Annotated in this window: 23 protein-coding genes; 21 read left to right on the top strand and 2 right to left on the bottom strand. The window is 64.1% G+C overall.

Annotated features, from left to right (window positions below):
- The first annotated feature begins 31 nt into the window (after window positions 1-31).
- Window positions 32-862 (top strand): hypothetical protein, encoded by an 831-nt coding sequence (locus RAM60_RS12105; protein ID WP_510639778.1) that lies wholly within the window; start codon window positions 32-34, stop codon window positions 860-862.
- A gap of 114 nt (window positions 863-976) precedes the next feature.
- The gene (locus RAM60_RS12100; protein WP_369026558.1) at window positions 977-2,287 is read left to right on the top strand and encodes a homoserine dehydrogenase; all 1,311 of its coding nucleotides are present in this window, start codon (window positions 977-979) and stop codon (window positions 2,285-2,287) included.
- Here RAM60_RS12100 and RAM60_RS12095 read toward each other — a convergent pair.
- Complete coding sequence (locus tag RAM60_RS12095) at window positions 2,241-2,822, bottom strand: hypothetical protein (protein ID WP_369026559.1); 582 nt, start codon at window positions 2,820-2,822, stop codon at window positions 2,241-2,243. The genes RAM60_RS12100 and RAM60_RS12095 overlap by 47 nt on opposite strands.
- Before the next feature lie 83 nt (window positions 2,823-2,905).
- Here RAM60_RS12095 and glpX point away from each other — a divergent pair, with 83 nt between their 5' ends.
- Window positions 2,906-3,880: a class II fructose-bisphosphatase gene (glpX, locus tag RAM60_RS12090; protein ID WP_369026560.1), complete on the top strand. Its 975-nt coding sequence runs from the start codon at window positions 2,906-2,908 to the stop codon at window positions 3,878-3,880.
- A 106-nt stretch (window positions 3,881-3,986) separates the two neighbouring features.
- On the top strand, window positions 3,987-4,922 hold the full coding sequence (locus RAM60_RS12085; RefSeq protein ID WP_200981597.1) for a ribose-phosphate pyrophosphokinase: 936 nt from the start codon (window positions 3,987-3,989) through the stop codon (window positions 4,920-4,922).
- Window positions 4,923-4,939: 17 nt separating this feature from the next.
- On the opposite strand, the gene RAM60_RS12080 is transcribed toward RAM60_RS12085, so the two are convergent.
- Window positions 4,940-5,818 (bottom strand): helix-turn-helix domain-containing protein, encoded by an 879-nt coding sequence (locus tag RAM60_RS12080; protein WP_369026561.1) that lies wholly within the window; start codon window positions 5,816-5,818, stop codon window positions 4,940-4,942.
- Between the two features lie 178 nt (window positions 5,819-5,996).
- Between RAM60_RS12080 and RAM60_RS12075 the strand changes: the two genes are divergently transcribed.
- From RAM60_RS12075 to RAM60_RS11995, 17 genes are all read left to right on the top strand, one after another.
- The gene (locus RAM60_RS12075; RefSeq protein WP_369026562.1) at window positions 5,997-6,782 is read left to right on the top strand and encodes an inositol monophosphatase family protein; all 786 of its coding nucleotides are present in this window, start codon (window positions 5,997-5,999) and stop codon (window positions 6,780-6,782) included.
- On the top strand, window positions 6,779-7,522 hold the full coding sequence (locus tag RAM60_RS12070; RefSeq protein ID WP_369026563.1) for an SDR family oxidoreductase: 744 nt from the start codon (window positions 6,779-6,781) through the stop codon (window positions 7,520-7,522). The genes RAM60_RS12075 and RAM60_RS12070 overlap by 4 nt, the downstream gene beginning before the upstream one ends.
- A gap of 135 nt (window positions 7,523-7,657) precedes the next feature.
- Window positions 7,658-7,861: a 50S ribosomal protein L35 gene (gene rpmI / locus RAM60_RS12065; protein ID WP_200981593.1), complete on the top strand. Its 204-nt coding sequence runs from the start codon at window positions 7,658-7,660 to the stop codon at window positions 7,859-7,861.
- A gap of 29 nt (window positions 7,862-7,890) precedes the next feature.
- On the top strand, window positions 7,891-8,250 hold the full coding sequence (rplT, locus tag RAM60_RS12060) for a 50S ribosomal protein L20 (RefSeq protein WP_200981592.1): 360 nt from the start codon (window positions 7,891-7,893) through the stop codon (window positions 8,248-8,250).
- Between the two features lie 114 nt (window positions 8,251-8,364).
- Window positions 8,365-9,234: a helix-turn-helix domain-containing protein gene (locus tag RAM60_RS12055; RefSeq protein WP_369026564.1), complete on the top strand. Its 870-nt coding sequence runs from the start codon at window positions 8,365-8,367 to the stop codon at window positions 9,232-9,234.
- A gap of 104 nt (window positions 9,235-9,338) precedes the next feature.
- The gene (locus tag RAM60_RS12050; RefSeq protein WP_369026565.1) at window positions 9,339-10,232 is read left to right on the top strand and encodes a helix-turn-helix domain-containing protein; all 894 of its coding nucleotides are present in this window, start codon (window positions 9,339-9,341) and stop codon (window positions 10,230-10,232) included.
- An 89-nt stretch (window positions 10,233-10,321) separates the two neighbouring features.
- Complete coding sequence (locus RAM60_RS12045) at window positions 10,322-11,233, top strand: helix-turn-helix domain-containing protein (protein WP_369026566.1); 912 nt, start codon at window positions 10,322-10,324, stop codon at window positions 11,231-11,233.
- A gap of 79 nt (window positions 11,234-11,312) precedes the next feature.
- Window positions 11,313-12,413, top strand: coding sequence for a phenylalanine--tRNA ligase subunit alpha (gene pheS, locus RAM60_RS12040; protein ID WP_369026567.1), 1,101 nt, complete (start codon window positions 11,313-11,315; stop codon window positions 12,411-12,413).
- Window positions 12,410-14,803, top strand: a complete 2,394-nt coding sequence (pheT, locus tag RAM60_RS12035; protein WP_369026568.1) for a phenylalanine--tRNA ligase subunit beta — start codon at window positions 12,410-12,412, stop codon at window positions 14,801-14,803. Before pheS ends, pheT begins: the two co-directional genes overlap by 4 nt.
- Entirely contained in the window at window positions 14,800-15,543 is a 744-nt protein-coding gene (locus tag RAM60_RS12030) for an SDR family NAD(P)-dependent oxidoreductase (protein WP_369026569.1), read from the top strand. Before pheT ends, RAM60_RS12030 begins: the two co-directional genes overlap by 4 nt.
- A gap of 2 nt (window positions 15,544-15,545) precedes the next feature.
- Window positions 15,546-15,920 carry a hypothetical protein gene (locus RAM60_RS12025; protein ID WP_369026570.1) on the top strand — a complete coding sequence of 125 codons (375 nt, stop codon included), beginning with the start codon at window positions 15,546-15,548 and terminating at the stop codon, window positions 15,918-15,920.
- Window positions 15,910-17,433, top strand: coding sequence for a peptide chain release factor 3 (locus RAM60_RS12020; RefSeq protein WP_369026571.1), 1,524 nt, complete (start codon window positions 15,910-15,912; stop codon window positions 17,431-17,433). The genes RAM60_RS12025 and RAM60_RS12020 overlap by 11 nt, the downstream gene beginning before the upstream one ends.
- A 37-nt stretch (window positions 17,434-17,470) precedes the next feature.
- Window positions 17,471-18,343, top strand: a complete 873-nt coding sequence (locus RAM60_RS12015; protein ID WP_200981584.1) for an alpha/beta fold hydrolase — start codon at window positions 17,471-17,473, stop codon at window positions 18,341-18,343.
- On the top strand, window positions 18,343-18,900 hold the full coding sequence (locus RAM60_RS12010; RefSeq protein WP_369026572.1) for a pyridoxamine 5'-phosphate oxidase family protein: 558 nt from the start codon (window positions 18,343-18,345) through the stop codon (window positions 18,898-18,900). Before RAM60_RS12015 ends, RAM60_RS12010 begins: the two co-directional genes overlap by 1 nt.
- Before the next feature lie 6 nt (window positions 18,901-18,906).
- Window positions 18,907-19,608: an endonuclease/exonuclease/phosphatase family protein gene (locus RAM60_RS12005; protein WP_369026573.1), complete on the top strand. Its 702-nt coding sequence runs from the start codon at window positions 18,907-18,909 to the stop codon at window positions 19,606-19,608.
- 133 nt (window positions 19,609-19,741) lie between these two features.
- Window positions 19,742-20,080 carry a P-II family nitrogen regulator gene (locus RAM60_RS12000; protein WP_200981581.1) on the top strand — a complete coding sequence of 113 codons (339 nt, stop codon included), beginning with the start codon at window positions 19,742-19,744 and terminating at the stop codon, window positions 20,078-20,080.
- A gap of 20 nt (window positions 20,081-20,100) precedes the next feature.
- Window positions 20,101-21,417 (top strand): ammonium transporter, encoded by a 1,317-nt coding sequence (locus RAM60_RS11995; protein WP_369026574.1) that lies wholly within the window; start codon window positions 20,101-20,103, stop codon window positions 21,415-21,417.
- Window positions 21,418-21,617: the final 200 nt, after the last annotated feature.

Raw genomic sequence — 21,617 nt, 5'->3', positions numbered from 1 at the left:
GCACAATTTTTTCCCGAACGGAGCCGACCAGATGCGCAACCCAGCCCAGACAATCCTGCTGGCCATGGCCCTTGTATCGTCGCCTGCCGTCGTTTCGGCGCAGGTTCCGGCGACACCAGGCATGACTTATGCCGACGTCGTCGCGATCGCCGATGGCACCCCGCTAGTTGTCCGCGCAAAGGTGAAGGACCAGGTCGCGGTCGAGCCCGAGCGCTCTCCCGGCCTCGCTCCCGGTCACGTGCGCCTTTATGTAGAAGCTCAGACGACCGCGCTGATCGCAGGCCGCGCGCCGCTTGGCGAATCGCTGCGTTATCTTGTCGATGTGCCGCCGACCGCAAAGGGCAAGGCGCCGAAGCTGAAGAAGCAGGAGTTCGTCCTGTTCGCACGTCCGGTGGCTGGTCGCCCGGGTCAGCTCCAGCTCGTCCGGCCAGATGCGCAGTACGCGTACACGCCAGAATTCGAGGCGCAACTCCGCCCGGTACTTGCATCGCTACTGTCGCCCGATGCACCTCCTCGGGTGACGGGGGTGCGCGACGTGCTCTCCGTTCGTGGCACGCTGGTAGGCGAATCGGAAACACAGCTCTTCCTGGATACGGAAAACGATGGGCCGGTTTCCGTCACGATTGTGAGACGACCCAACCAGGCACCGCGCTGGGGCGTCTCCTGGACCGAGATCGTCGACCAGGCCGCCCGCCCGCCGCAGACCGGGACACTGGAATGGTACCGCCTGGCCTGCGCCCTCCCGCCCCGTCTGCCGGCCGAAGCGAATCTCTCCCGTGACTCCGAGGCGCGGGCTCTGGCAGCACAGGACTATGCCTACGTGATGCAGCAGCTTGGCCCCTGCACGCGCTCGCAGCGGTAACAGCTTGCGCTTGGCGCACGCCAAGACAAACTGGTTCCCAGCAGACGCCCTGCTGCGCTAGTCCGCGAAACATGAAATCGCTTGCTCGAAAACGTGGCGGGGTCGCTGCGCGCCATGGCTGAACCGCTACGCATCGCCCTAGCCGGGCTCGGAACCGTAGGGACAGGGGTGATCCGCCTGCTCGAGACCAATCGCGACATGGTCGAGCGGCGTGCCGGCCGGGCGATCGAAGTCGTCGCGATCAATGCCCGCGACCGTAGTAAGGACCGCGGTATCGACCTTACACCCTATGCCTGGGTCGATGACATGCAGGCCATGGCCGAACGGGCCGATGTCGATGTCGTCGTCGAACTGGTCGGGGGTTCCGATGGTCCGGCTCTGAGTCTAGCTCGTGCTGCGCTCGATGCGGGCAAGGGTCTGGTGACCGCCAACAAGGCGATGGTCGCACATCACGGAATGGAGCTTGCCGAGCTCGCGGCAATCAAAGGTGCGCCATTTGCATTCGAAGCAGCGGTCGCGGGCGGCATTCCTGTGGTGAAGGGCCTGCGCGAAGGCACGGCCGCCAACGCGCTCACCAGAATTTACGGCATCCTCAACGGCACCTGTAATTACATCCTCTCCGAAATGGAGCGCACCGGTGCCGACTTCGATGCCATGTTGAAAGCGGCGCAGGAGCAGGGTTATGCCGAAGCCGATCCGACCTTCGACATCGAGGGGATCGACGCGGCACACAAGCTCGCCATCCTGGCCGCGATCGGCTTCGGCACGCGGATCGATTTCGCTGGCGTGCGCACCAGTGGCATCACTGAAGTGCGGTCGACCGATATCGCGCAGGCGGACGCACTGGGGTATGTCGTGCGCCTGGTCGGGGTGGCCAATCTCGATGAGGGTGAAGACGGCACTTGCCGACTCATGCAGCGCGTGCGCCCGTGCCTCGTCCCGTTCCGCCATCCGCTTGCCGCCGTCACGGGCCCGACCAATGCGGTCGTGGCCGAAGGAGATTTCGCAGGGCGCTTGTTGTTTCAAGGCGCCGGAGCAGGCGACCGGCCTACCGCAAGTGCGGTGGTCGCCGATCTCATCGACATTGCCCGCGGTCTCGCTGGCGCACCGTTCTCTGTGCCGGTAGCGCAACTTGAGACACTCGACCCGGGCGATCCCGGCGAGCGCGTGGGACGCGACTACATCCGCTTCACCGTTGCGGATCGCCCCGGTGTGCTGGCCGAGATCACTGCCGCCATGCGCGATGCCGGGGTATCGATCGAGAGCCTCATCCAGCGCGGCCGCGACGAGGATGGTGGTGAAGTGCAGGTCGCGATGGTGACGCACGAGGGTCCCGAGCGCTGTGTCACCCAGGCACTGGCCTTGCTCGACGGCTCGCCTAGCCTGACGGCTCCGCCTCTGGTGATGCCGATTCTGAAGGACTGACCTGTTGTTCGACCGAAGGCACGGGAGGGAGGCCGAGTTCTTCTTTCAACGCCGGAGGTGAAGCAGCGTCACGTCCCAGCGGCGCAAGGCCGCGTGCAATCCGATCCGCGTCAGAGCCCGGAGGCGCTGCCGGCAATGCCGTGACATCGATGAAAAGGGCCGGTGGCGGCGGACAAGGCGGGATGAAACAACCTCGCGCCACGACCACGCCGGGATAGTGGGGCTCGAGGTCCGGAGCCCGCGGGTCGCCCTTGTCGCGCGTCTTGTCGGCGTAGCGGCTTTCCCATTCCTCCTTGTCGAAGCCGTAGCGGGAAGTGTCGGCCTTCCTGCGGCAGACGACGATCTCGCCCGAGATTGCTGCCGCTTCCTGTTCTTCGCTGCAATCCTCAAGCGGACCCTCATATTCCCCCTGCGTTGCCAGCAGATCGATGCGTTCGGGCGGAGTGCCATGCTGGACTTGGGCGTGAAGGGGGACAAGGGGCGTCAGAAGAGCGATGACTGGCACGATCCGGGTCAGTCGTCTCGACAATGCCATTTCCCCTGTCTATCGGCGCGCGCATACGAATTCGAATGGGCTGTGACCGCTGCTCCATTCAGCTTTGAGGGACTGAACCGCATATGAACTCGCCGGCCGAAAACCCGCTCGATCGCATCCTCGTCCTCGAAATGGTCCGCGTGACCGAGGCAGCTGCGGTTGCAGCCTCCAAGCTTATCGGTCGCGGTGACGAGAAAGCCGCCGATGCCGCAGCCGTAGAGGCGATGCGCAAGGCCTTCGACACTCTTTACATGGACGGAACAGTCGTCATCGGCGAGGGCGAGCGGGACGAGGCACCGATGCTTTATATCGGCGAGAAGGTCGGTGGCGCACCGGGCAAGGGGCCCAAGATCGACATCGCGCTCGATCCGCTCGAAGGTACTACCATAACCGCCAAGGCGGGGCCCAATGCGCTCGCGGTGCTGGCTGCTGCCGAAGAGGGCTGCCTGCTCAACGCGCCCGACACCTACATGGACAAGATCGCGGTCGGACCCGGCTATCCCGAGGGCATCATCGACCTCGCCAAGACGCCGACCGAGAATGTTAAGGCGGTCGCTGCCGCCAAGGGCGTCGAACCGTCGGACATCATCGTCTGCGTTCTCGACCGGCCACGTCACGCAGAGCTGATCGCCGAACTGCGCGGCCTCGGCTGCGGTGTCGTGCTGATCGGTGACGGGGACGTCGCGGGAGTCATCGCGGTGACCGACGAGGACACCACCATCGACATGTACATGGGCCAGGGCGGCGCTCCTGAGGGCGTGCTGGCGGCGGCCGCGTTGCGTTGTGTCGGCGGGCAATTCAACGGACGCCTCGTTTTCCGCAACGAGGATGAGAAGGCCCGAGCACGCAAGTGGGGCATCACCGATTTCGACCGCATCTACACGCGTGACGACCTTGTGAAGGGCGACTGCATCTTCGCTGCTACGGGCGTGACCTCGGGTTCGCTGCTCGACGGCGTGAAGTATCTGCGCGATGGCCGCATGACGACCGAAAGCGTGGTGATGCGCGCCAGCTCTGGCACCGTGCGCTGGATCCGGGGCGAACATCGCCCGAAGTGACGGACGGTTGTGGCGTTGGCGACGGGGAAACCGCCGCTTCGCATGTTGCAATCCCATGACTCTCGGCTAGGCGGTTGCCACAGCCGATAACGGGGATTCGATTGCGATGAAGATCATGGCCGCCAACTCGAACCTGCCGCTCGCCCGCGCGATCGCAGCCTATCTCGAGATGCCGCTGGTGGACGCGCAGGTGCGCCGTTTCGCCGACGAGGAAATCTTCGTTGAAATCCACGAGAACGTGCGCGGCGAGGACGTCTTCGTCGTCCAGTCGACCAGCTATCCCGCGAACGACAATCTCATGGAACTGCTGATCTGTATCGATGCCCTGCGCCGCGCGTCGGCCAAGCGCATCACCGCAGTCGTTCCCTACTTCGGCTACGCCCGCCAAGACCGGAAGCCCGGCCCGCGCACCCCGATCTCCGCCAAGCTGGTGGCCAATCTGATCACCGAGGCGGGTGCCGATCGCGTACTGGCCGTCGACCTCCACGCCGGCCAGATCCAGGGCTTCTTCGATATTCCGACCGACAACTTGTTTGCTGCGCCGGTCATGGCCGCGGACATCCAGGCGCGCTACGGCGACCAGGACCTGATGGTTGTCTCGCCCGACGTCGGCGGCGTGGTGCGCGCCCGCGCTCTCGCCAAGCGGCTCGACAACGCCCCGCTGGCCATCGTCGACAAGCGTCGCGACCGCCCGGGCGAAAGCGAGGTCATGAACATCATCGGCGACGTAAAGGGCCGCCACTGCATCCTGATCGACGACATCATCGATTCGGGTGGCACGCTGTGCAACGCGGCGCAGGCCCTGCTCGACGAAGGCGCCAGTTCGGTCGCGGCCTACATCACGCACGGGGTGCTGTCGGGCGGCGCAGTAGCGCGCGTCGACGGTTCGGCGCTCAAGGAACTGGTCATTACCGACACCATCCGCGCCACCGATGCGACTTCGGACAGCAAGAAAATCCGCATCCTGACCATCGCTCCGCTCATCGGAGAAGCAGTGCGCCGTATTTCCGACGAGGCATCGGTCAGCTCGCTCTTCGACTGATTTGCTGCCCGAGAGCGCTAAGTGGCAGGAGGCGTGCTGCGCTCTCGCCACGGTATGACGCCCCGGCGACCTTCCTCTTCCAGTTCCGCAAGGGCCTGCATGCGGCGGCGTTGCCGCGATTCCATGTTCAGCGACAGCAGCGGGTGCTTGCGTCCCGATAGTTCGCTCGGCTTCATTCCGAAGAAGTGCCTTATTTCGCGGATAAGGTGCGACTGGTCGAAATAGCGCAGACGTATCTCGTTTTCTGCGCCCGGTTCCGCGACGTCGAGGAGTGCGGCAGCCATATCAAGGGCCCGGGCACGGCGCAGCGCGAAGGTAGGACTGACGCCGAAGTCGCGTCTGACCGCCCTTTCGACCGTTCGGGTTGAAACGCCATGGGCAGCTGCAAATTCGGAAATGGTGAAATCGGGCGCGACGATGCATTCCCGTTCGAAGGATGCGGAAAGCGGATCGGGCAGGCGCCGTCCCGTAGCGTCAAGGAACCTGCGAAGCTGCTCCTCCAGCGCTTGCATCCAGCATTCGTAATCCTGTTCGAGCGGTATCTTGGAGGTCAGCTTGCCGTGGCCGACGATGTCCTCATGAATCTCGATGCGGTCGAGCAGATCAATCTGGGTCGGCCCTGCAAGAACTGCGGGGGCGCCCGTGGCAAGATGCATGGTAAGGGCACGATACGATCCTGTGACCGAGATCGGCATGTATCGCGACTGCGGTCCGAAATAGAGCGTGATGCCCTTCTCGCCCGGGTCGAAAATCATGTGACCATCACGGGTTTCGGCGGTCCAGACCCCGCCCCACAGCAGACGCATACAGGGCTGGTCACCCAGCATGCCGCAGGAAACGGTTGCGCCTTCGGGCAACTCGCCTTCTGCAACGCTCAGCCAATCGAACCATGTCACGATGTCCGGAGCGCCCGCGCGAGATTGTGCCAGGGGGGCACCCTGGCGCGACGTACCCGTCAAAGAATGGATGGCTGGATCGTCGATTGCCCCGCGCCCCTTTGCCTTGGCACCGCGCGTTTGACACGCGGCGCACGCACTCTATGGGCCGCTTTGTCGCCCGCATGCAAGGTCCCTAATGGTAACGCCGAAAGACATTGAGCTCGCCAACCGCCTCGCGGACGCCGCGGGAGAAGCCATCCGCCCGCTTTTTCGCGGTGACTGGCAGGTGGAACACAAGGACGATCACACCGCAGTAACGGTCGCCGACCGTGCGGCGGAAGAGGCTATGCGCCGGATAGTCGAGGCCGAGCGTCCCACCGAGGGAATCATCGGCGAGGAGTTCGGCTCGCTCCGCGAAGGCGCATTGCGCCAATGGGTCTTCGATCCGATCGACGGCACCCAGAGTTTCGTGGCCGGGCGACCCATTTTCGGAACCCTGATTGCGCTGCTGCAGGACGGCTGGCCCGTTCTCGGCGTGATCGACCAGCCGATCCTTGGTGAACGCTGGGTCGGTGCGATCGGTGAAGGAACGACCTTCAATGGCAGGCCGATCCGCACTCGAGCCTGTGGCGCTCTCGCAGGCGCATCGGTCGCCACGACCAGCCCGCACGCCTTCGCCGACGAAGAGGTGGACGCCTATCTCCGGGTCGTCGCCAAGGCTTATCCGAAGCGGCCTTACCCGGTCTATGGCGGCGACTGCTACAACTACGCCCTTCTCGCCAGCGGTCACCTCGACCTCGTCATGGAAAGCGGACTGAAGTTGCACGACTACGCCGCGCTTGTCCCTGTGGTCGAAGGCGCAGGAGGAATGATGGCCGATTGGCAGGGCCATCCGCTCGACGCAGGCAGCGATGGTACGGTCATCGCCCTGGGCGATCCCGCGAGGCTGGAGGATGTTCTCGAGGCGATGTCGGGGGCATGAACCCCTCGCTGTCAGGTCGGGTCGCGCTGGTGACGGGTGCTGCCCGAGGGATGGGCTTGGCGATTGCGCAGCGTCTCGTGAACGCGGGAGCGATTGTATGGCTCAATGGTCGCGATGGCGATGCCCTTGCAGCGGTGGTTGGCAGCCTCGGAACCTCTGCACGATCGCTACCATTCGATATTTCCGACGATGAGGCCACTGCAGCCGCATTCGCCAAGATCGCCGAAGAAGGCGGTCTCGACATCCTCGTCAACAATGTCGGCAATCGTGATCGCCGACCCTTTGCCGAACTGGATCGGGCGGCGATGCGGGCCATGCTCGATACCAATCTTGTCGCGCCGTTCGATCTTGCACGGAGGGCCGTGCCGCTGATGCGCGCGCGGGGCTATGGGCGGATCATCAACATTACCTCGATCGCTGCCGAGATCGCCCGCGGTGACGCTGCCTACACTGCGTCGAAGGGCGGGCTGGCGGCGTTGACGCGCGCGCTCGCGGCTGAGCTCGGACCCGATGGCATCACGGTGAATTCGGTCGCACCCGGCTATTTCGCGACCCAGGCCAATGCGGAAATGGTCGCCGACCAGGGCGTGGCCGAACACCTTGCAAGGCGCACTTCGCTAGGGCGCTGGGGCGAACCGGATGAGATCGCGGGAGCAGTAGCCTTCCTGGCCTCGCCCGAGGCGTCCTACATCACCGGACAGTCGCTGGCGGTCGACGGGGGTTACCTCTCCCACTTCTGACTTGCATTCGGCGCACGAGACGCTAAACGCGCGCCCTTCACCGACACGTGATTCATGTGCCTGCCTGGCTGAAAGGGCTGCCAGGGCCGGTTCGAGCGTGTCTCTGACCACCCATTTTCCGGTTAGGAGATGAAAATGCCCAAGCTGAAGACCAAGAGCGGCGTGAAGAAGCGCTTCAAGCTCACCGCCACGGGCAAGGTCAAGCATGGTGTCGCCGGCAAGCGCCACCGCCTGATCAGCCACAATGCCAAGTACATCCGCCAGAACCGCGGCACCTCCGTCCTGTCCGAATCGGACTGGAAGGCAGTGAAGAAGTGGGCCCCCTACGGCCTCGACTGAGCCCGTTTCGTTTTCAGGAGTACTAGAGCATGTCCCGTATCAAGCGCGGCACGACCACCCGCCAGAAGCACAAGCGGATTCTCGACCAGGCCAAGGGCTATCGCGGTCGCCGCAAGAACACCATCCGCATCGCGCGCCAGGCCGTCGAGAAGGCCGGCCAGTATGCCTATCGCGACCGCAAGATTAAGAAGCGCAACTTCCGCGCCCTGTGGATCCAGCGCATCAACGCAGCGGTTCGCGCCGAAGGCCTGACCTATTCGCAGTTCATGCACGGCACCAAGCTGGCCGGCATCGAACTCGACCGCAAGGTCATGGCCGACCTCGCCATGAACGAAGGCGCAGCCTTCAAGGCGATCATCGACCAGGCGAAGAAGGCCCTTCCGGCCTAATCTTCCCGTCGACGGAATCAGAAGAGGGCGTCCCGGATCGGGGCGCCCTTTTTCGTGCCAACTTGTCGCGAACATACAAGCTGGTAAGATCGGCTTTCTCTTCTGGGGGAGGCCATGACCGGAACCTGCCGGCTCGACGTCAAGTTCTATGCGCCGCCAGAGGACCTGGCGCCTTGCTTTACGACCTTCTACCGTATGGAGGTCGAGCCCATTGACTGCGACAGTGTCGAGGATTGCCTGCAGCCGGAATGGTCGAACCTCCGCTTCTTCGCTTCCAATCCGCCATATGCCGAGATCGTCGGAGGTTCTTCAGTAGACGGATGCCGGTTCCAGGCGACCGGTCCCAGTTCGCGTCCGGCTCACTTCAAACTGGGCAACACGCGAATGTGGGGGATAGGGCTGATGCCGCTGGGCTGGGCAAGGTTCATCAAGGCCCCGGCGTGTGAGCACACCAATACGGTTTCTGACGGTGAGAAGAATCCGATCTTTGCGCCGTTCGTCCCTCTGGCCGACCTTCTCTTTGACAACGCGCCGGACGACGACCGTGAATTCGCGGTTCTGATCGACTTCTTCCGCGGTCTGGCCGGGCCTCCCAAGGAGTCCGACCGGATCACCATGATCAACCAGGTCATGGTCGATCCATATCTTCTACAGGTGGAGGAATTCGCCGAGCGCACCGGCTTTTCCAAGCGTACGCTTGAGCGTCTCTGCAATCGCCATTTCGGCTTCTCGCCCCGTCTCCTGCTGCGCAGGCAGCGGTTGATGCGCACGCTGGCCGCTTTCATGCTCGATGGAGGAAGCTGGTCTTCGGTAATTGACCGACACTACCACGATCAGGCCCACTTCGTGCACGAGTTTCACAGTTTCATGGGAATGACCCCGAGCGAATATGCCGCCATGTCGCACCCGATCATCAGCGCCTTCATGAGCGAACGCCAGCGTGTCTGGGGATCTCCGGTACAGACGCTCGACCGACCCAAATAGGCTATCGCCTTCGTGGCACGATTTGCTAGGTCAACGGCAGGGATGTTGCAGAGACAGAGCACAAACACGGGGCAATCGAGCTTGCAGCCAGCAGGTGGGTGGCGATGAGTCGCGGCACGGGGGCAGATTGCGTCGCATTGCGCTTCTATCTTCCGCCTGAGGATTTGCGCCCCTTCGTCACCACCATTTACCTGATGGAAATCAGCGGCGCCGACGATTGCCTTCCCGTGGAAGACAGGCTGCATCCGGAATGGGCAAACCTGCGCTTGATTCCAGATGGTTCGATTTCGGCTGCAATCGGCAACACCGAGCTGGAACAGGTTGCGCGCGTCGTAATGACCGGTCCGACCAGTCATGCAACGCGGTTTGTGGCGCGGCCTGGCCGTTCTTGGGGCATCGGCCTGCTCCCGCTGGGCTGGACCCGGCTGACTTCGGCCCCTGCCAGCGATTATGCCGACCGCCACGTGGACGTCCTGAAGGAGCCCGCGCTTACCCGGTTGCGCCTGCTGGATGCGGTGTTCGAGCAGCAGGGAGAAGATCCTGCACGCCATCGCGACCGGCTGGTCGACGCCCTGCGCGCCGCCCTGGGGCCGCCGGGGCAGCGCGATCAGGAAGTCATCCGGTTGGAAAGGGCCTTGGTCGACCCGCTGATCCACACCGTTGCCGAACTCGCTGCGGAAAGCGGGCTTAGCATTCGCTCGACCGAGCGGTTGTGCCTCACAGCCTTCGGGTTCCCGCCCCAGATGTTGCTACGGCGACAGCGCTTCCTGCGCAGCCTTGCCCAGTTCATGCTCGACCCCTCGCTCAAATGGATCGAGACGCTCGACAGCCACTACCACGACCAGGCTCATTTCGTCCGCGACTTCAAGCGCTTCATGGGCATGAGTCCGAGCGAATATGCCCGGCTGCCACATCCGGTGCTAGGTGCTGCTGCACATGCCCGCAAGGCCGTTGCGGGGGAGGCGGTGCAGGTGCTTCACAAGCCGCCTACGACCTGAAACCATGCCGGTCTTTCGAGACAGGCCGGCCATGAAACTGTTGCCATTTAAAGGCTTGGCCGCCAAATCGGCGAAGCTCAGGGGTTAGAATGGCGCTCAGATTACCCAGGATTTCGGAATTCGCATCGGACCAGCTCTCGATGCTTGTCTTCGACACTCCTGTCGATCTGGCACCATATCTGTCCGGTTACTACTGCACTCGCATTGCTCCGGGAATGGTGCTTGAGGACTGGATGTCGCCCGAAGAGGCCAACCTGAGATGCGGGGTCGCGGAGCTCTATCGCGCGTCGATCGGCCCGGGGGAATTGAAGGAGATTCCGCCTGTCATCCTGTCCGGTTCGACCGACAAGGCGACCCATGTACGGGTCTCGACCGGCGAATACTGGGGGGTCGGCCTGACACCGGCAGGATGGGCGCGCTTCGTTGGCATGAATGCCAACGAATTCGCGAACCGCAATGATGACCTCGCCAACTATCCCGAACTCGGCGAGCTTTACAGGATGTTTGGGACCGTTGTTTCCGGTGCACTCGACGAAGCGCAGGTGATCCAGCTGCTCAATACGACATTCCGCTCGCTTCTGGGCGAGCGTCCTGCGCACGAGAGCACCATCCATGCAGTCCACCTCGCCATCGGATCGGGCCGGGTCACGTCCTCCTCTCACCTTGCGAGCCTGGCTGGCATGAACCAGCGAACATTCGAACGTTTCTGCAAACGGCATTTCGGATTTCCGCCGGCGGCGCTCCTGCGGCGTCAGCGTTTCCTGCGCAGTTTGGGGCGCTACATGCTCGATCCGTCGATGCGGTGGATCAATTCACTCGACCACGGCTACTCGGACCAGGCACATTTCATTCGCGAGTTCCGATCCGTCATGGGAATGACGCCCGGCCAATATGCTGATCGGCCGCATCCGCTCGTCGAGGCTGCGGTCCGCGTTACCAGCAAGGCGGCGGGCGTGGCGATGCAGGCACTGCACACCCCGAAGCCTGCTTTGCTGCGCTGACCAATCGGGGCTTGGGAACACGCGCCTAAGGCGCTAGGGGGCGCGTTCAGCATTTCCGCCAACGCCAGACCAGTGTTCCATGACCGACCTCGAAACTCTCAAAGCCGACGCGCTCGCGCGGATCGACGCAGCCCCTGATGCAGCGACCCTCGAGGGGTTGCGCGTCGAATTTCTCGGCAAGCAGGGCTCGATCTCCGGCCTGATGAAGACGCTGGGCGCGATGAGCCCCGAAGAACGCCAGACCGAAGCGCCGAAGATCCAGGGCCTGCGCACCGATGTCGCCGATGCGCTGGCGGCGAAGAAGGACGTACTCGACGCGGCGGAGCTCGATGCGCGGCTGGCAACGGAAACGCTCGACCTGACGCTGCCCGCGCCGGAAGCGCCGAAGGGCAGCGTGCATCCGGTCAGCCAGGTGATGGACGAGCTGGCGGAGATTTTCGCCGACCTCGGCTTCTCGGTCGCTACCGGGCCCGAGATCGAGGACGACTGGCACAATTTCACCGCGCTCAACATGGCAGAGACGCACCCGGCCCGTGCGATGCACGACACCTTCTATTTTCCCGACGTGGATAGCGAGGGTCGCCGCATGCTGCTGCGGACGCATACCTCGCCGGTGCAGATCCGCTCGATGGTCGAACAGGGCGCCCCGCTGCGGATCATCGCACCGGGCCGCGTCTATCGCTCCGACAGCGACGCGACGCACACGCCGATGTTCCACCAGATCGAAGGGCTGGTGGTCGACAAGGGCATCCACCTCGGCCACCTCAAGTGGACGCTGGAAACTTTCCTCAAGGCTTTCTTCGAGCGTGAGGACATCGTCCTGCGCCTGCGCCCCAGCTACTTCCCCTTCACCGAGCCTTCGGTCGAGGTCGACGTGGGCTGGCAGGATGTCGACGGCCGCCGTGTCCTCGGCGGCGACGGCGACGCGCCGGGCCACGGCTGGATGGAACTGCTCGGCTCGGGCGTCATCAACCGCCGGGTGATCGAATTCGCAGGCCTCGACCCCGACGTGTGGCAGGGCTTCGCCTTCGGCGTCGGCGTCGACCGCCTCGCCATGCTCAAATACGGGATGGACGACTTGCGCGCCTTCTTCGACGGCGACGGCCGCTGGCTGTCGCACTACGGCTTCTCGCCCTTCGACCAGCCGACGCTCTCCGCAGGTGTAGGAGCGCGCGCATGAAATTCTCGCTCGAATGGCTCAAGTACTTCCTCGACACCGAAGCTTCGGTGGTGGAGATCGCTGCCGCGCTCAACCGTATAGGCCATGAAGTAGAGGATATAGAGGATCCTGCACTGCGTCTGGCAGGCTTCCGTGTTGCCAAGGTGCTTACAGCTGCACGTCATCCCGATGCCGACAAGCTGCAGGTTCTGACCGTCGATACCGGCGAGGGCGATCCGCTCCAGGTGGTCTGCGGTGCGCCCAACGCGCGGGCCGGGATGAAGGGCGTGCTCGGCCTCCCCGGCGCGGTTGTCCCAGCCAACGGCATGGAGCTGCGCAAGAGCGCGATCCGCGGGGTCGAGAGCAACGGCATGATGTGCTCGGTGCGCGAGCTCGAGCTCGGCGACGAGCATGACGGCATCATCGAACTGCCCGAGGATGCACCGGTCGGCACCAGTTTTGCCGAATACAGCGACACTTCGCCCGTTTTCGACGTGGCAATCACGCCCAACCGGCCTGACTGCATGGGCGTCTACGGCATCGCGCGCGACCTTGCGGCGGCGGGCCTCGGCACTTTTAAGCCGATCGATATCCCGGCGATCGAGGCCAGGGGCGCATGTCCGGTCGAAATCCGCACCGACGATCCCGAAGGGTGCCCGGCTTTCTATGGCCGGGTGATCAAGGGTGTCGCCAACGGCACCAGCCCTGAGTGGATGCAGCGTCGCCTCAAGGCCGCGGGCCAGCGTCCGATCTCGGCGGTGGTCGACATCACCAATTACCTCATGCTCGCCTTCGGGCGTCCGGCCCACGCCTACGACCTCGCCAAGCTGAGCGGCGCGGTCGTCGCCCGCCGCGCAAGGAACGGCGAGCAGGTGCTGGCGCTCAACGAGAAGACCTACACGCTCGACGAGACCATGACCGTGATCGCCGACGCCAATGGCGTACACGACGTCGCGGGCATCATGGGTGGCGAGCACTCGGGCGTGACCGAGGACACGACCGACGTTCTCCTTGAAATCGCCTATTTCGACCCCACCCGCATCGGCGTGACGGGCCGCAAGCTCGGCCTCGCATCGGATGCGCGCACGCGCTTCGAGCGCGGCGTCGATCCGGCCTTCCTCGACGATGGCCTCGCCCTGCTGACCTCGCTGATTCAGCGCATTTGCGGCGGCGAGGCGAGCGAGGTCGTCCGCGCCGGTCAGCCGCCGGAGGAAGCGAAAGTGATTGCTTTCGACCCCACGCTCACCGCGCGCCTTGGCGGTGTCGAGGTGGACGAGGCCGAACAGCGCCGCATCCTCGAAGCGCTCGATTTCACCGTCGGCAGCGACTGGCAGGTGACCTGTCCGCTGCGCCGCCACGATATCGAGGGCGCGGCCGATCTGGTTGAGGAAGTCGTTCGCATCCACGGGCTCGACAAGGTTGCCAGCGCACCGCTGCCGCGCATGGACGGGGTTGCCCGCCCGACCGCCACGCCGCTGCAGAAGATGGAGCGCAAGCTGCGCCGTGTCGCTGCCGGTCGCGGGCTCGACGAGGCGGTGACCTGGTCGTTCCTGCCGCAGGCGGATGCCGATCATTTCGCCGATGGCAATGGTGGCCTCTGGGTGCTCGATAACCCGATCAGCGAGGACATGAAGGCAATGCGCCCGTCCATGCTCCCGGGGCTGATCGCCGCTGCCAAGCGCAATGCCGACCGCGGCGCCGACGGTTCTCGCCTGTTCGAGATCGGCCGTCGCTATTTCCGCGGGGAAGGCGGTGCGAGCGACGAGCGGCCGACGCTCGGCGTCATCCTTGCAGGCGACAAGACCGCGCGCGGCTGGGCCAGCGGCAAGGCTGCCCAATTCGACGCCTTCGATGCCAAGGCCGAAGCCATGGCCCTGCTCGAAGCCGCCGGTGCGCCGGTCGATAACCTCATGGTGATGGGCGAGGCGGGTGCGCAGTTCCATCCCGGCCAGTCGGCGACCTTGCGGCTCGGGCCAAAGAACGTGCTCGCCCGCTTCGGTGCGCTGCATCCGGCGACGCTCAAGGCCTTCGACATCGACGGGCCGGTCATGGCGGTCGAGATCTTCCTCGATGCCATCCCGCCGAAGAAAGGCAGCGGCGGCTTCGCCCGCACGACCTATGCGCCGCCCGCACTGCAGGCGATCACGCGCGACTTCGCATTCCTCGTCCCCTCGGACCTCGCCGCGAATGAACTCGTCCGTGCAGTGAAGGGTGCGGACAAGCAGACGATCGTGTCCGCCCGCGTGTTCGACGTCTTTGCCGGACAAGGCGTGCCCGAAGGCAAGAAGTCGGTCGCGGTCGAAGTCGTTCTCCAGCCGGGCGACAAGAGCTTCACCGATACCGAGATCAAGGCAATCTCGGACAAGGTGGTCGCCTCTGCCGCCAAGCAGGGCGCGGAGCTGCGCGGATGAAGACTGCATTCGTCACCGGGGCAACAGCAGGGATCGGCGAGGCGACCGTTCGTACGCTGGTGGCGAGCGGCTGGCGCTGCGTGGCGACCGGGCGACGCAAGGAGCGGCTCGATGCCCTCGTGGCCGAGCTTGGTGCGGACAAGGTCCATGCCGCCTGTTTCGACGTGCGCGATACCTCCGCGCTGGACGAGGCAGTCGCCAACCTGCCGGAAGAGTTCGCCGGGATCGACCTGCTGGTGAACAATGCGGGACTGGCGCAAGGTTTGAAGCCGGCGCAGGAAGCCGACCTGACAGACTGGCAGACCATGATCGACACCAATGTGACCGCCATGGTGGTGCTGACCCGCAAGCTTTTACCGACGCTGATCGAGCGCAAGGGCGCGATCATTGCCATCGGCTCGGTCGCAGGCAGCTACATCTACCCCGGCGGCAATGTCTATGCCGGGTCCAAGGCCTTCGTGAATCACTTCACCCTGGCCCTGCGCGCCGATCTTCACGGCACCGGCGTACGCGTGACCAGCATCGAGCCGGGCATGGTCGAGACCGAGTTCACGCTGGTGCGCACAGGCAGCCAGCAGGCATCGGACGATCTCTATCGCGGGGTCAACCCGATGACCGGACAGGACATCGCCGACACCATTCGCTGGATCGCCGAGCTGCCGCCGCACCTCAACATCAACCGCCTCGAACTGATGCCGGTCAACCAGGATTTCGCCGGTTTCCGCGTGGCGCGCGATTGACAATGTCGCCCAAGACCCTCCTGGTGCTCGGCGTGTTCCTCGCCGGTCTGCTTCTCACCTATCTCGTCGGGAGGGGCATGCTCGACATGGATATCGACGGAGCCACTGGCGGGTTCTTCCTGCTCGGCGCAATCGTCCTTGCCGGATTCCCGGCCCTGCTCGCAGCTCTTTCGCCCCGCGTGGCGATAGCTTCATTGGCAGTGATCGCCGCGCTGCTCGGCCTGTGGGGCGCATCGGTTCTCAGCATTCCCGGCGACGGAGCCATCGGCGGCTTCCTGCTGCTGGTCGTCGACTTCGCCTTCGTCCTCTACGGGCTTGCCATCATTGGCTTGCGCAAGCTCATCATCAAGAAACCCGTTACCCAAGATGACCTCTAATCGCCGTACCTTCGCGATCATCTCGCACCCTGACGCGGGCAAGACGACCCTGACCGAAAAGCTGCTGCTGCAAGGTGGCGCGATCCACCTCGCGGGCGAGGTCAAGGCGCGCGGCCAGGCGCGGCGTGCTCGTTCGGACTGGATGAAGATCGAGCAGCAGCGCGGCATCTCGGTGACATCCTCCGTGATGACCTTCGAGAAGGACGGGATCACCTTCAACCTGCTCGACACTCCGGGCCACGAGGACTTTTCCGAGGACACCTACCGCACGCTGACCGCGGTTGATTCGGCGGTCATGGTCATCGACGTTGCCAAGGGTATCGAGAGCCAGACCAAGAAGTTGTTCGAAGTCTGCCGCCTCAGGAACGTGCCGATCATCACCTTCGTCAACAAGGTCGACCGCGAGGGCCGCTCGCTGTTCGAGATCCTCGACGAGGTTGCCGATGCGCTGGCGCTCGATGTCAGTCCGCAGAGCGCACCGCTCGGCATGGGCGGTCTGTTCACCGGGGTGCTCGACTTCGCCGACGACACGGTGGCAAAGCCCGAGGGCGACAGCCGCGAATATCGCGGCAAGCGCGAGCCGCTGGGCGAGCTGCCGGAGGATCTCGCGGAAGAAATCGAGCTGGTTCGCGAAGGCTATCCCGAATTCGACCTCGAGGCCTATCGCAACGGCGACCTGACGCCGGTCTTTTTCGGTTCGGCGCTGAAGAACTTCGGGGTCGAGGAACTGATCGACGCCATCGCCAAGTGGGCCCCGCCGCCGCGTCCGCAACCCGCGGGCGAGGAGCAGATCGAGCCGAGCCGCGACGAGGTCACCGGCTTCATCTTCAAGGTCCAGGCCAACATGGACCCCAACCACCGCGACCGCATTGCCTTCATGCGTCAGGTTTCGGGCACCTTCAAACGCGGCATGAAGCTGACGCCCTCGGGGCTCGGCAAGCCGATCGCGATCCACTCGCCGATCCTGTTCTTCGCGCAGGATCGCGAGCTCGCCGACACGGCCGAGGCTGGCGACATCATCGGCATTCCCAATCACGGCACGCTGCGCGTCGGCGACACGCTGTCCGAAACCAACAAGGTCCGCTTCACCGGCCTGCCCAACTTCGCCCCGGAAATCCTCCGCCGCGTCGCGCTGGTCGACCCGACCAAGACCAAGCAGCTGAGGAAGGCGCTCGACGATCTCAGCGAAGAGGGCGTGATCCAGGTCTTCTATCCCGAGATCGGTGCGCAGTGGATCGTCGGCGTGGTCGGCCAGCTGCAGCTTGAGGTGCTGATTTCGCGCCTCGATGCCGAATACAAGGTCGCCGCCAACCTCGAGGCCTCGCCCTTTGCCACCGCGCGCTGGATCAAGGGGGCGCAGAAGGACCTCGACGAATTCGAGAAGTTCAACCGCGCCACCCTTGCCAAGGACCGCGACGGCGACCTCGTATTCATGGCCAAGAGCCCGTGGGACGTCGGCTACCAGCAGGAAAAGCATCCCGAGTTGGTCTTCTCGGCGACGAAGGAGCGCTGAGGTTGAAACTGCGGTGGCCTTGGCGCAAAGCCCTCGCATGACGTTACAACCCGGCCCGACTTCGCAGACCTTCATCTCGCAGCGCCTGCGGCTGCATTACCTCGACTGGGGCAATCGCGGGAAGCCGCCGCTGGTGCTGGTGCACGGCGGGCGCGACCATGCGCGCAGCTGGGACTGGGTGGCCGAGGAACTGCGCGACGACTGGCATGTGGTCGCGATGGACCACCGCGGCCACGGCGATTCCGAATGGGTCAGCGACGGTAACTATTCCGCCAACGACATGGTCTACGACCTCGCGCAGTTGATCCACCAGCTCGGCGTCGGTCCGGTGACCATCGTCAGCCACTCGATGGGCGGCAACGTCTCGCTGCGCTACGCGGGTACCTTCCCCGAAATGGTGAAGAAGATCGTCGCCATCGAGGGACTCGGTCCAAGCCCCAAGCGGCAGGCCGAAATGCGCGCCAAGCCGTATCCCGAGCGCCTCAACGAATGGATCGGCAAGAAGCGCGCGGCCTCGGGCCGATCGCCGCGCAAGTACGAGAGCATCGAGACGGCCTTCGCGCGCATGATCGAGGAGAACAGCTACCTCACCGAGGAACAGGCGCGTCACCTCACCATCCACGGGGTGAACCGCAACGAGGATGGCACCTACAGCTGGAAATTCGATCCGCACCTCAATGTCTGGCCGACCGAGGACATCGCCGACGAGTTCATGCACCAGACCTGGGCCGCGATTACGGCTCCGACGCTCTTGCTTTACGGTGCCGACAGTTGGGCCTCCAACCCCGAAGGTGACGGCAGGCTGGACCATTTCGCCAACGCGAAGGTCATCGAATTCGCCAATGCCGGGCACTGGTTGCACCACGACCAGTTTGACAGATTCATGGAGACGTTGCGGGAGTTCCTTTGATGGCCGAATTTTTCGATCGCCTCGACGACAAGCACATCGCGATGATCGAAAAACAGCCGGTCTTCTTCGTCGCCACAGCGGCGCAGGATGCCCGCATCAATCTCAGCCCCAAGGGCTATGACGCCTTCCGCATTATCGCGCCCGACCGGGTCGCCTATCTCGACCTCGGCGGCTCGGGGAACGAGACACATGCGCACCTCGCGGCAGACGGCCGCATCACGCTGATGTTCTGCAATTTCGACCGACCGGCGCTGATCCTGCGCATCTATGGCCACGGGCGCGCGGTTCTGCCGCAGGACCCCGAGTGGAATGACCTGGCGGCACAGTTCGAGCTTTTTCCCGGGACGCGCCAGATCTTCGATATCGCGGTCGAGAGCGTCCAGACCAGCTGCGGCTGGGGCGTGCCTTTCATGGATTATCGCGAGGAGCGGGTGATCCTGAAAAAGGCTCACGCGCAGTCCGATCCGCAGGAGTGGGTCACCAAGATGCAGGGGCGCACAAGGAGCATCGACGGACTGCCGACCCGCCCGACTGACCGATATTTCGACGGCAGCTGAAACCGCATGCAGCTGAGGGTCGCAAGCTACAACATCCACAAGGCCGTCGGCCTCGATCGCAAGCGCGATCCCGAACGCATCCTGCGTGTCCTGCACGAGATCGACGCGGACGTGGTCGCGCTGCAGGAAGCGGACCGACGCATTGGCGAACGCACCAGCGTGCTGCCTCGAGCGGCTATCGACGATACCCATTGGCGCGTCATCGAGGTGGCCCGCCGTCCGCGGAGCATCGGCTGGCACGGCAATGCCCTGCTCGTACGGCGCGGGATCGAGGTCCATTCGGGCGAAGCACTGGAACTCCCGACTTTGGAACCGCGTGGTGCGGCCTGCGGCGAGATCGAAATCGAGGGCAAGCTGATCCGCATCATCGGCACCCATCTCGACCTGTCGGGACTGCGTCGGCGCGACCAGATCCGGGCGTTGCTCGACCGCGTGCACGGCTGTGACCGCAACCTGCCGACCGTGATCCTCGGCGACTTCAACCAATGGGGCCGGCAAACCGGGGCGATGCGCGAATTTGGTGACCACTGGGAAGTGCTTACTCCGGGCCGGAGCTATCCGAGCCGCCAACCGGTCGCGACGCTGGACCGTATTGCCATCACCAGACACTGGTGCTGCACCGAAACCGGAGTCCACCACACCCCTCTCGCAGCCGTCGCGTCGGACCACCTGCCTGTCGTTGCCCAGCTGGCACTGACTAAAAAGTAGTCACCCGCCTAAATTTCGAGCAGCCCGCCACCGCAAACATGGTTGCGCCCCCTTGGCGCGCGCTTTGGCACACTTCGTGCTGCATCTGCGAAGGCCGGTGCTGGGACCGGCGGCAGACATGAGGGGTGAAGGCGTGAAATTCATCATCGCAGTCATCAAGCCATTCAAGCTCGACGAGGTGCGTGAGGCACTGGGTTCGATCGGCGTGGCGGGAATGACCGTTTCCGAGGTCAAGGGCTTCGGACGACAGAAAGGGCAGACCGAGATTTATCGCGGCGCCGAATATTCGACCAACATGCTGCCGAAGGTGAAGCTGGAAATCGCCGCGAGCGACGACCTGGCGCCGCAGGTGGTCGAAACCATCCAGCAGACTGCCAGCACCGAAGCGATCGGTGACGGCAAGATCTTCGTGCTCGATCTCGCCAGCGCCACGCGCATCCGCACCGGCGAAACCGGCGACACCGCCCTGTGAAGACGATGAAGGGATCCACCATGCTTCGCACTCTCACCCGCGCGGGCGCCGCCGGCCTCGCGTTCTTCGCGCCCGTAGCGGCGTTCGCACAGGAAGCGGCAGAAGCTGCCGCGCCTGTCCCCAATCCCGGCAACAATGCCTGGATGATGACCTCGACCATCCTAGTACTGATGATGATCCTGCCCGGCCTCGCACTGTTCTATGGCGGCCTGACCCGCTCGAAGAACATGCTTTCGACCATGACGCAGATTGGCGCCATCGCCTGTCTCGCCATGCTCGTCTGGGTCACCTACGGCTACGGCCTCGCGTTCGGACCGGAAGGCAACCAGTTCATCAGCTGGGGCAAGTTCTTCCTTGCAGGCGTCACCTCGGACAGCACCGCTGCGACCTTCAGCGATGAAGTGATCAGCGAATATGTCTTCATCTGCTTCCAGATGACCTTCGCTGCAATCACCGCCGCGCTGGTGCTTGGTTCGACGGTCGAGCGCATCAAGTTCTCGGCCGTGATGGTGTTCGGCGTGATCTGGCTGACGATCGTCTATTTCCCCATCGCCCACATGGTCTGGGCGGGCGGCGGCCGCTTCTTCGAAATGGGCGCGCTCGATTTCGCCGGTGGTACGGTTGTGCACATCAATGCCGGTGTCTCGGCGCTGGTCGCCGCGATGATCCTCGGCAAGCGCAAGGGCTACCCGGCCGAACCGATGCCGCCGCACAGCCTGACGCTGACCATGGTCGGCACGGGCCTGCTGTGGGTGGGCTGGTTCGGCTTCAACGCCGGTTCGGAACTCGAAGCCGACGGCACCGCCGGCCTGGCGATGATCAACACCTTCGTTGCTACTGCCGCTGCGGCACTGGCCTGGATGGCGGTCGAAAAACTGATGGGCCACAAGGCTTCGGCCCTGGGCTTCTGCTCGGGCATCATCGCGGGTCTCGTCGCGGTTACTCCGGCAGCCGGCAATGTCGGCGTGTTCGGTGCCATCGCGCTGGGTGCGATCGCTTCGGTGGTCTGCTTCTTCGCAGTGTCGAAGCTCAAGCCCAAGCTCGGCTACGACGACGCGCTCGACGCATTCGGCATCCACGGCATCGGCGGCATGATCGGCGCCATCGGCACCGGCATCTTCCACGATGCCTCGCTCGGCGGCCCCGGGGGCGACCTTTCGATGCTCGACCAGACGCTGGTCCAGCTGAACGCCACTGTGACTACCGTGGTCTGGGCCGCGGTCGGCACTGCCATCGCGATCTACGCAGCGAAGCTCCTCACTGGCCTCAGGGTCTCCGAAGAGGTCGAGTTCAACGGGCTCGACATCGGCGAGCACGGGGAGCGCGCCTACAACTGATCACAAGCTCGGCGGGGCGCCATCTCTCCTCTCCTCGGGCGCCCCGCCCACCCATGTTCCTCCTGCGAACATCGACTTGTAAAGGGCCGGAGCCGACGCTCCGGCCCCTTTTTTGCTCCAAATCAACCTGTGACCCTTTTGCTACGGAGCGCGGGGCTCTGAGCGGCCTTCCCAGCGACGGGATTGAAAAGCGGCAGTGC

This window comes from Qipengyuania sp. RANM35 (assembly GCF_041021145.2).
Taxonomy (GTDB): Bacteria; Pseudomonadota; Alphaproteobacteria; order Sphingomonadales; family Sphingomonadaceae; genus Qipengyuania; species Qipengyuania soli.
The sequence above is the reverse complement of the archived record's forward strand: the minus strand, read 5'-3'. Positions and strand labels throughout refer to the sequence as shown.